Below are 9,052 nucleotides of genomic sequence, written 5' to 3'. Positions count from 1 at the left end.
CGCTCGCCCCGGCCCGCGCCGCCACGTCGTCGAGGGGCAGCTCGGGCCAGACGGGGTGCGCCGGCGCGCGCCCCTCCAGCCGCGCGCACCACACGTGCTCCGCGGCGGCGACGTGCGCGTACAGCCGCGCGGCCCGCCCGCGCGCCGGCGAGTCCTCGGGGAGCGTGCGGATCGCGGCGAGCGTGCGGGCGTCGGCCCACGCGAGGTGGTCGAGCAGGTCGGCCAGGAGGTGCATCGTCAGGGCGCGCAGGTGAGGCCGACGGCGATCCACGCGAGGCCGACGACGAGCAGCATCGCGCGCGCGGCGCGGCCGAGGGGGCGCCCGCGCGCGGTGCTGAAGCGCCCCACCGACTCGCGCGCCCCCGGCGCCACCGCGCCGAGCAGGGAGAGGGCGCCGACCGCGAGGCATACGTGGCGGAACAGGCCGGTCATCGATCCTCCGTCGCCGCCGAACGTACCGCCGCCCCGGCGCCGTCGTCCAGCCGCCGCGCCCAGATCAGCCGCGCCTCGTCGGGGAGCGTCGGGTACGCGCCGCGGCGCGCCGAGACGAGCGCGCAGCCGCGGGCGCGGTAGAGGCGGCAGGCCGGCACGTTGACGTCCTGCGTCTCGACCAGCAGCGTGCGCGCGCCGCGCCCGCGCGCCCACGACTCGGCGGCGCGGAAGAGCGCGGTCCCGACGCCGCGCCCGCGGTGCGCCGGCGCCACGCGCAGGTCCCACAGCGCCGCGACGTCGCGGCGCCCCTCCAGCAGGTCGAGCCCCGGCGTGTCGCGCGCGACCACCGCACCCCCGACGCGCGTGCCGCCGTCCCACGCCGACAGCAGCCCCCAGCGCGCGACGTCGAACTGCGCGGGCCACGACGCCGGCGGCTCGACGGCGTCGTAGTCCTTCACCCACGGCGGCTCGACCGGCACCGCCACGAGGTCGAGGGCGGCGGCGTCCGTCGGGAGCACGAGCCGCTCGCGCACCGTGAACGCGATCGGCACGCGCGCGTGCTCGGCGAGCGCGGCGATCGGCTCCTCGCGGACCCCGATCACGGGCGCGCGGGGCGGCACGCTAGCTCTCGTCCACGACGTCGACGATCAGCCCGTCCCGGAACGCGAACGTCGAGCGCCCCGACACGCGCAGCGCCTCGCCCGTCGCCAGCACTCCCGAGAAGTCGACGTCGATCCACACACGGTCGCCGTCGACGCCGCGCGCGCGCACCGCCTGCCGCCGGCTGCGGAACAGCGCGACCCCGCGCTCGGCCAGCGCGCGGAACTCGTCGCGGCCGTGCGTCGCGTGCGTCACCGCGCCCCCCGCGACGTTGCGGAACGCGACCTCGGGGTGGAGCGTGGCGAGCATCCCCTCGACGTCGAACGCCTCGTACGCGGCGAGGTAGCGGTCGACGAGCGCGTGGCGCGGGTCCTCGCGCGGCTGGATGAGGTCCCACGGGTTCCCGTACAGGTCCTCGAACACCGCCACCGTGCCGTAGGCCTCGTCGCGCGGCGCCTCGCGGAACGCGACGCCCGCGGCCAGGAACGCCGCGTGGTCGCGCGCGAAGTCGTCGGTGTGCAGGAAGAGGAACACGCGCCCGCCCCCCTGCCGCCCCACGGCCGCCTCCTGCTCCGGGCCGGCGGCGCGGGCGAGGAGCAGCGTCGCCTCGCGCGAGCCCGGGGGCGCGACGACGACCCACCGCCTGCCCGGCGCGCGCGGCGTGTCCTCGACCAGGCGGAAGCCGAGCCGGCCGACGAACCAGGCGATGGCCTCGTCGTAGTCGCGGACGAGCAGCGCGACGTGCGCGAGATGCGGCATCGGATCGCGCGCGCCTACGCGCCCGCCGCCTCGACGCGGCGCGCGAGCTGGGCGAGGCTCGCGCGGGCGCCGGCGTCGTTGTCCTCGGGGCGCAGCCCCGGCGGCAGGTCGTCGAAGCCGAGCGTCACCACCGTCCCCCCCGACGCCGGCTCGAGCGTCACCGTCAGCGTCATCTCGCCGCCGAACGCCGGGTCGTCGCTCACGAAGCGCACCGCCTCGACGAGGCGCCGCGGCGGCTCGACGGCGACGAAGCGCACGCGCACGCGGTCCTCGCGCGCCGCGGTCTTCCCGGGCGCGTCGGGGACGTCGTCGGGGTAGAACAGCGACATCTCGTAGCCGCCGCCGGCGCGCGCGTCGAACGCGTGCATGCGCCCGGTCATCCCGTCGGGCGGGAGCCAGGCGACGAGCGCGTCGGGGTCCACGAACGCGCGCCACACCGTCTCGGCGTCGGCGTGCACGAGACGCGAGGCGCCCGACGCGGCCCCGCCGCGCGGCGCCGTCGGGAACGCGTACAGCACGAACGGCTCGGCGGCGCTCCCCATGCTCTCGTACAGGGCGCGCGCGGGGACGTTGTCCTCCTCGGTGCCGAGCCACGCCTCGGCGCAGCCGAGCGAGCGGCCGTGGGCGAGCAGCGCGTCCATGAGGCGGCGGCCCACGCCGCGGCGGCGGTGCGTGGGGGCGACGCCGACCTCGTTGATCCAGAGCTGCGGCGCCTTGTCCGGGTGCACGTAGTCCACCGCCGACGCGAACCCGACGACGACGCCCGCGTCGAGCGCGACGACGAGGTGGTGCCGGTCGTCGGCCAGGAACTCGCGCGCCCGCCGCGGGTCGACGGTCTCGTCGAACACGTCGTCGGCGACGCGGTCGAGCACCGCGTGGTCGTGCGGGGCGAGGAGGCGGATCTCGACGGGGGCGGCGTCCATGCGGGGCGGGTGCGGGGTGGGCGGAATCTACGGCGGCGCCGAGTCGGCGGGACAGAGCGGCACCCGCTGCTCGCGCATCGTGTACGCGCGCGTCGAGTCGGGCGGGTAGACCCGCATCGTGTACCGGCGCGCGTCGGGGCGCGCGGTCGGCATCGGGTCGCCGACGAAGCACGGCACGGAGTCCGGCGGGGGCGCGGCGGCGGCCGGTGCGCGCGCTGCCGGCGGGCCCTGGCAGGCGGCGGCGAGCGCGAGGGCGAGGAGGCGCGTGCGGAGTCGCATGCGCGGGAGACGTCCGGCGCGCGGGAACTTGCACGCCGGGCCCCGGCGACGCATGCGCCGGCCCGGACGCCTACGACGCGCCGGCCGCCAGCGCGTCGGCCCGCGCGCGCGCCAGCCGCCCCACGAAGTCGTACGGCACCGGCGCATTCGCGGCGAAGCGCACCGTCCCCTTCTCGACGTCGTACGCGTCGTCCGGCCCGGCGGCGGCCGCGGCCTGCTCGGCGGTCACCGGGTACACGCTGAAGTGCCGCTTCCACGCCGCCACCCACACCAGCGGCCGCCCGTCGACGGTGAACCCCGGCATGCGGTAGCTGAACGCGTCGCGCGCCTCGGGGACGGCGGCGCGCACGGCGTCGCGCATCCGCTCGACCGTCGCGCGCCGCGCGTCGTCGAGCGCGGCGAGGTACTGCTCGACGGTCTCCGGCCTGCCCGTTCCGCCCGGCATGCGCGTCACCCCTCCCAGTCCGGGTTCCAGACGACCTCCCACAGGTGCCCGTCCGGGTCCTGGAAGTAGCCCGCGTACCCGCCCCAGAACGTCCGGCCGGCCGGCTTCACGACGGCCGCGCCGGCGCGCGCCGCGGCGGCCATGACGTCGTCCACGGCGGCGGCGCTCGCGACGTTGTGCCCGAGGCTGCACTCGGTCGCGCTGCGCGGCCCGGCGGGGACGCCGGCGTCGTGCGCGAGGTCGGCGCGCGGCCACAGCGCGAGGCGGAGGCCGGGCTGCAGGTCGAAGAACGCGACGGCGCCGTGCGCGAACTCCTGCCCCACGATCCCCGGCGTGGGCCACCCGAGGCCGTCGCGGTAGAAGGCGACGGCGCGCGGCAGGTCGTCGACGCCGAGGGTGAGGACGGTGAGGCGGGGTCGCATCATCGGCGCGTGGGTGGGACGAGGGGGATCACCGCGGATCACCGCAGATCACCGCAGCCGCAGCTCCGGCGCCGCCGCGTCGGGCCCGGTCACGTACTCGCGCACGGAGCGCAGCCCGTCCTTCAGCCCGCGGTAGTGCACCCGCGCCAGCGCCTCCTCGAACGGCAGCCACGCGTGCTCGGCGTGCTCCTCGGGGTCGAGGCGCGGCGTCGCGGCGTCGTCGGTCTCGACCGCGTACACCGTCACGATCTGGATCTCGGCGAAGCGCCGGTTGAAGATCGTGTAGCTCCACTCGGCGGCCCACACCGCGCGCGCCGGGAGCCCGTACGGCGCGAGCAGCCGTTCGGCCGCCGCCGGCACCGACTCGTCGGGGGCGAACACCCCGCTCGGCACCTGCCAGAAGCGGCCGCCGCCGAAGTGGCGCGCGGCCTTCGCGGCCGACGCGTGCAGCACCAGGTACTCCGGCGCGCCGGCGCGCCGCCGGAAGACCCACAGGTCGAGCACCAACGGGTTCAGGCGCATCGCGCGTCAGCCCGGGTACGGCGCGTCGGCGCGCGGCGCGCCGGGGAGCTGCGCGTCGAGCGACTCGCGGTAGCGCACGCACCCGCGCAGGAACGCCGGCCAGTCCGGCACCGTCGGCAGCGGGTCGGTGCGCTCCGGCAGCAGCCCCCACAGCGCGGGGTGGTGCCAGCACAGCGCGTGGCCGGACGCGTCGCGGTGCGTCCGGATCCCCGCGCGCAGCCGCCGCGCCTCCGCGACCAGCTGCTCGCGCGTCATCGTCTCGAGGTCGTCGTCCACCGGGGCTCCCGTCGGCACCGCTCAGTACAGCGTCGCCCGCTGCCGCGCCGGCAGCTCGGCGTCGTACGCGGCGCCGCCGACCGCGCCGCCGGTCAGCTCGGCGAGCATCGCGCCCGCGGTCGGCACCGTCGCCAGCAGCCCGGCGGGGAGGGGCTCCCAGAGCCGCGACCGCAGCACGGCGCGCGCGCACTGGAAGTACGCCGCCTCGACGCGCACCTCGAGCACGCACACCGGCGCGCGCCCGTCGACCGCGAACGGCTCCACCGCCGCCGCGCCGGCGAGCACGCGCGCCCGGCCGTTCACGCGCAGCGTCTCGCCGCGCCCGGGCACGAGGAACAGGAGCGCGACGCGCGGGTCGCGCAGCACGTTGCGCAGGCTGTCCACGCGGTGGTTGCCGCGCCGCTCCGGCAGCAGGAGGGTGTGCGCGTCGGGCACCGTCACGAACCCGGGCGCGTCCCCGCGCGGCGACGCGTCGAGCCCCTCGGGGCCGGCGGTGGCGAGCACGCAGAACGGCGACGCGCGGATCATCGCCCGGTACGACGGCGGCAGGTGCGCGACCTCCTTCCGCCGCGACGGCTCGGCCACCGTCCCCACGAGCGTCGCGAGCTCGTCGGGCGTGCGGACCTCCCACGCGTCGTTCGCGCGCACGGACACGTCGGGCTGGGTGCGGGTCGCCGGCGGGCCGGCCGCGGTCGCGGGGCCCGCCCGCATCATGCGCCCCTCACGGCGGCGGCGCCACCTCCCGCCCTCGCCGCAGCGCCTTCGGGGCCACCTGCCGCCACCCCTCCTCCAGCAGCGGCGCCAGCGCGTCCGCCGTCACCGCGTCGAGCCGCACCAGCACGACCGGGTGGCCGTGGTAGTGCGGGGTGACGAAGAACGCCGCCGGCGCGGCGGCGAGCAGGTGGTCGCGCACCGCGAACGGCACCCGCAGCACCAGCGTGGCGCCGTCCTCCCACACGCGCGCGAAGGTCCGCTTCCGCACCTTGAGCGCCGGCGTGCCGTAGCTCGTCCCCTCCTCCACGCCGGGGAGCGCGGCGGCGAGCGCGCGCACGTCCTCGAAGCGCAGCGGGCGGCGCGCGGCGCTCACGGGAGGGCGAGCCGGCGCGGGCGGTACACGGTCACCGCCGACCCCTCGGCGACGAACGCGCTGCGCGGCGGCGCGGCCAGCGCCCCGGCGAACGCCTGGCCGTACAGGCGCGACACGTCGGCCCGCAGCGTCGGCGCGTCGGCGGCCCACACGCGCCACCGCGGGTGCGCGACCTCGTACTCGGTCGTGCCGCCGTCGCGGCGCGGCGTGTAGCCCCAGTAGTGCTCCGTCACGAACTCCTCCTCCGACCCCGCCGCCGGCAGCGCCGGCGCGCCGACCGCGGCGGCGCCCACCGACTCCCACCCGCCGCCGCGGCGCCACTCGTACGCGAGCCGCCCCGGCGCGTCGGCGCCGGCGGGCGGCGTCGTGCTGCGCATCGGCACCGCGAGGTAGGGCTCCTCGTACGCCACGCGCGCCACCAGCGCGATCGCGCGCCGCGGGACCAGCTCGCGCACGAACGTGACGCCGCGGCGCACCTCCCCCGCCGCGGTCTCGTGGCGCACGTAGAAGCGCAGGTTCACCTCGTCGAAGTCGCGGTGCAGCGGGACGGGGACCCCGCACACGCGCGTGCGCAGGAAGCGGAACCCGACCACGCTCGCCAGCGCGCGCCCCTCCCACAGGTCGAGCGTCGTGCCGCGCGGCACGAACGGCGCGAGCGCCGCCGGCGGCACCTCGTAGTTCAGCATGAGCAGCCAGCGCCACTCGGCGGTGAGGAAGGCGGGGCGGCGCGCGGGCGGGGGCGTCATCCCCGACTCAGCGCGCGGCGCGGCGCTCGCGTTCCTCGTAGTGCGCCGAGTCGTCGGCCGCGCCGAGCCGCTCGGCGAGCCGCCGCACGCCGCCGGCGACGAAGTCGCGGTAGCCGTCCGCCGGCAGCGCCTCGAGGTGCGCCGCCGCGAGCCGCACCGTCGCGGCCGCGGCCGCGCGGTCGGCGACGGCCGCCTGCGCGTCGGCGAGGTTGAGGTAGAGCGACGCCAGCAGCGGCGCCGCGCGCCCGCCGGCCACCGCCTCGGCGTCGCGCGCGGCCCGCGCGTGCCAGTCGAGCGTGGCCTCCGGCGTCGGCTGGTGGCGCGCGAGGTAGTGCGCGGCGATCGCGGCGTCGAGGTCGTCCCGCCGCGCCGCCCACGCCCGCTCGAACAGGCGCCGCGCCTCCTCGGGCGTCCCCTCGGCGGCCATCCCGGCGGCGCACAGCGCGACGACCGGGTTCGCGGGGTCGAGCGGGCCGGCGGTCACCGCGCCGCCTCGGCCGGCGCGCCGCCGACGAGGCGGGCGGTCGCCGGCCCGATCGAGACGGCGCCGGGCGCGAGCCGCTGCAGCGCGAACCCCGCGACGCCGAGCAGCACCGCCGCCACGCACGCCGGCGCCAGCGTCCCGCGCACCGCGGTGCCGAGCCAGCCGCGCCGCTCGGCGCGCGCGAGCCGCCCGTACAGCCCCACGGCCAGCCCCGCGTCCAGCAGCAGCTCGGCGAACAGCGCCGGCGCCGCGTACACGACGTAGCCGGCCACGCCGAGCACCAGCGCCGCCGCCACGAGCAGCGGCACCAGCCAGAGCGCCCCCTCGTCGAGGTCGAGGCTCCACCCGCCGGCGGCGTCGCCCGCCGCGTCGTTCCCCGCGCCGCCGAAGACGTAGCGCGCCGGGAGGTCGGCCGCGTCGAGGTCGAGCGCGTTCGGGCCCCCGCGGGCGCGCGGGGCGTGGCGGAAGCGGCGCAGCCACCCGCCGACCAGCGCGAGGAAGACGGCGTAGGCGACGCCCAGCGCCAGCGGGTAGCGCAGCGCCATCGCGGTGAGCCCCGCGCGCAGCATCGCGTACGACGCGACGAACCCCGCGCCCGCGGTCGCGGCGACGATCGCCGTCATCTGCGTCCGCGGCGAGCCGCGCCGCTGGAGGTGCGAGCGCACCTCGGCGACCGCGATCGCGCGCCGCCGCGCCGGGTCAGCCACCGGGCGCCCCGACGGCGAAGGGCGCGAGCTCGAGCCGCGCGGCGCCGCGCTCGTCGCGGAAGCGCGTCGCCGGCTCCGCCGAGAGGAAGAGGCTCACCGTGCGCCCGTCCGGCGCGTCGAGCCCCGCCAGGCGGTCGCGCAGGAACGCCGCCGGCACGCGCAGGTAGTGGAAGCCGCCCCCGCCGCCCGCGCCCTGCAGCACGAGGTGCACGTCGCCGGCGCCGAGCGCCTCCAGGCGGTGCACCGGGACCTGCACCCACCACGCGGCCTCCCCCGTCCACGACTCCGCGGCCGGGTAGAGCCGCGACGTGAAGATGTCGGCGTCGCGGACGCGGTGCGTCGCGGCGAGCCAGCGGAGCGCGGTGCTGCGGACGGTCATGCGGCGGTCGAGCGACGGTCGGGGTGGGGCGCGGGACCCGCGGGGCGCGTGCATGATGCGCCGCCGCCGGCGCGGCGGCAACGCGCCGCGCACCGCGTCCGGCGTCGCGCGCGGCCGGTCAGGGGCGGTCGGCGCGCGCGTCGCGCTCGGCCTCGACGCGCACGACCGCCTCCGCGAGGTCGACGACCCGCGCCAGCCCGGCCAGGTCGAGGCGCGACGCGACGTCGGTCGCGCGGTGGTAGTCGCCGTGGAGCCCCGTGGTGAGCATCAGCGCCGGGACCCGCACCTTCGCGAAGCTCGCGTGGTCGGAGCGGTCGGCGAGCGACGTCGAGCGGACGACGCGCACGCCGAGGCGCGCCGCCGCCGAGTCGACGAGCGCGCGCACGTGCGCCGGCGCCGCCGACGGCTCGACGGTGAGCCGGCCGTCGCGCAGGCGGCCCACCATGTCGAGGTTGAGCATCAGCGCGACGGCGCGCGTCGGCACGGGCGCGTGCTCGACGAACACGCGCGATCCCACGAGCCCCAGCTCCTCGGCGTCGAAGTGCACGAGCAGCACGGAGCGGCGCGGGGGGCTGGCCGCCAGCCGGCGCGCCAGCTCGAGCACCGCCGCGGCGCCCGACGCGTTGTCGTCGGCGCCGGGGCGCACCACGTCGCCCGCCTCGGGGTCGTACGCGCTCCACGTCGAGCGCCCGAGGTGGTCGTAGTGCGCGCCGACGACGACGTACTCGGCGCGCAGCGCGCCGTCGCGCCCCGGGACCACCGCCGCCACGTTGCGCCCGACGCGCCCGCCGAAGGAGAACGGCTGGAAGTGGTCGGGCGCGCAGGCCGCGCCGACGGCGCACTCGCGCGGGAACGCGCCCGCGAGGCCGAGGCGGTCGTAGGCCGCCGCGATGTACGCCGCCGCGCGCCGGCTCTCGGGCGTCCCCGGCTCGCGCCCGGCGAGCGTCGGGCTGGCGAGGAACGCGACGTCGGCGGCGAGCGCGCGGGGCGG

General features: G+C 78.8%; 16 protein-coding genes and 2 pseudogenes. All 18 read right to left on the bottom strand.

Features of this window, described 5'->3' with window-relative positions:
• Positions 1–235 (bottom strand): annotated as a pseudogene (locus PYV61_RS15500) (hypothetical protein); the annotation flags it as partial.
• A gap of 2 nt (positions 236–237) precedes the next feature.
• Entirely contained in the window at positions 238–432 is a 195-nt protein-coding gene (locus PYV61_RS15495) for a hypothetical protein (RefSeq protein ID WP_275833154.1), read from the bottom strand.
• Positions 429–1,052: a GNAT family N-acetyltransferase gene (locus PYV61_RS15490; RefSeq protein ID WP_275833152.1), complete on the bottom strand. Its 624-nt coding sequence runs from the start codon at positions 1,050–1,052 to the stop codon at positions 429–431. Before PYV61_RS15490 ends, PYV61_RS15495 begins: the two co-directional genes overlap by 4 nt.
• Before the next feature lies 1 nt (position 1,053).
• Positions 1,054–1,419, bottom strand: a complete 366-nt coding sequence (locus tag PYV61_RS26630) for a nuclear transport factor 2 family protein (protein WP_345785246.1) — start codon at positions 1,417–1,419, stop codon at positions 1,054–1,056.
• Positions 1,411–1,791, bottom strand: a pseudogene (locus PYV61_RS26625) (VOC family protein); the annotation flags it as partial. The gene PYV61_RS26630 and the pseudogene PYV61_RS26625, both read right to left, overlap by 9 nt.
• A 14-nt stretch (positions 1,792–1,805) precedes the next feature.
• Positions 1,806–2,714 carry a GNAT family N-acetyltransferase gene (locus PYV61_RS15480; RefSeq protein ID WP_275833147.1) on the bottom strand — a complete coding sequence of 303 codons (909 nt, stop codon included), beginning with the start codon at positions 2,712–2,714 and terminating at the stop codon, positions 1,806–1,808.
• Between the two features lie 27 nt (positions 2,715–2,741).
• Entirely contained in the window at positions 2,742–2,993 is a 252-nt protein-coding gene (locus PYV61_RS15475; protein WP_275833144.1) for a hypothetical protein, read from the bottom strand.
• 70 nt (positions 2,994–3,063) lie between these two features.
• On the bottom strand, positions 3,064–3,438 hold the full coding sequence (locus PYV61_RS15470; protein WP_275833142.1) for a DUF1801 domain-containing protein: 375 nt from the start codon (positions 3,436–3,438) through the stop codon (positions 3,064–3,066).
• Positions 3,439–3,443: 5 nt separating this feature from the next.
• On the bottom strand, positions 3,444–3,860 hold the full coding sequence (locus tag PYV61_RS15465; RefSeq protein WP_345785245.1) for a VOC family protein: 417 nt from the start codon (positions 3,858–3,860) through the stop codon (positions 3,444–3,446).
• A 48-nt stretch (positions 3,861–3,908) separates the two neighbouring features.
• Entirely contained in the window at positions 3,909–4,382 is a 474-nt protein-coding gene (locus PYV61_RS15460; protein ID WP_275833139.1) for an NUDIX domain-containing protein, read from the bottom strand.
• A gap of 6 nt (positions 4,383–4,388) precedes the next feature.
• On the bottom strand, positions 4,389–4,658 hold the full coding sequence (locus tag PYV61_RS15455) for a hypothetical protein (protein ID WP_275833137.1): 270 nt from the start codon (positions 4,656–4,658) through the stop codon (positions 4,389–4,391).
• Between the two features lie 21 nt (positions 4,659–4,679).
• Positions 4,680–5,306 carry a pyridoxamine 5'-phosphate oxidase family protein gene (locus PYV61_RS15450; RefSeq protein WP_275833135.1) on the bottom strand — a complete coding sequence of 209 codons (627 nt, stop codon included), beginning with the start codon at positions 5,304–5,306 and terminating at the stop codon, positions 4,680–4,682.
• A gap of 73 nt (positions 5,307–5,379) precedes the next feature.
• Positions 5,380–5,745, bottom strand: coding sequence for an MmcQ/YjbR family DNA-binding protein (locus tag PYV61_RS15445; protein ID WP_275833133.1), 366 nt, complete (start codon positions 5,743–5,745; stop codon positions 5,380–5,382).
• Positions 5,742–6,491 carry a DUF2071 domain-containing protein gene (locus PYV61_RS15440; protein ID WP_275833131.1) on the bottom strand — a complete coding sequence of 250 codons (750 nt, stop codon included), beginning with the start codon at positions 6,489–6,491 and terminating at the stop codon, positions 5,742–5,744. Before PYV61_RS15440 ends, PYV61_RS15445 begins: the two co-directional genes overlap by 4 nt.
• 7 nt (positions 6,492–6,498) lie before the next feature.
• Entirely contained in the window at positions 6,499–6,975 is a 477-nt protein-coding gene (locus PYV61_RS15435) for a hypothetical protein (protein WP_275833129.1), read from the bottom strand.
• Positions 6,972–7,682 (bottom strand): hypothetical protein, encoded by a 711-nt coding sequence (locus tag PYV61_RS15430; protein ID WP_275833127.1) that lies wholly within the window; start codon positions 7,680–7,682, stop codon positions 6,972–6,974. The genes PYV61_RS15435 and PYV61_RS15430 overlap by 4 nt, the downstream gene beginning before the upstream one ends.
• The gene (locus PYV61_RS15425) at positions 7,675–8,061 is read right to left on the bottom strand and encodes a hypothetical protein (RefSeq protein ID WP_275833125.1); all 387 of its coding nucleotides are present in this window, start codon (positions 8,059–8,061) and stop codon (positions 7,675–7,677) included. Before PYV61_RS15425 ends, PYV61_RS15430 begins: the two co-directional genes overlap by 8 nt.
• Before the next feature lie 118 nt (positions 8,062–8,179).
• Positions 8,180–9,052 (bottom strand): M20/M25/M40 family metallo-hydrolase (locus PYV61_RS15420; protein WP_275833123.1); only part of this gene is annotated, 873 nt, incomplete at its 5' end.

The organism is Roseisolibacter sp. H3M3-2, from assembly GCF_029211165.1.
Lineage (GTDB): Bacteria > Gemmatimonadota > Gemmatimonadetes > Gemmatimonadales > Gemmatimonadaceae > Roseisolibacter.
This window is presented reverse-complemented; position numbering and strand designations above follow the sequence as displayed.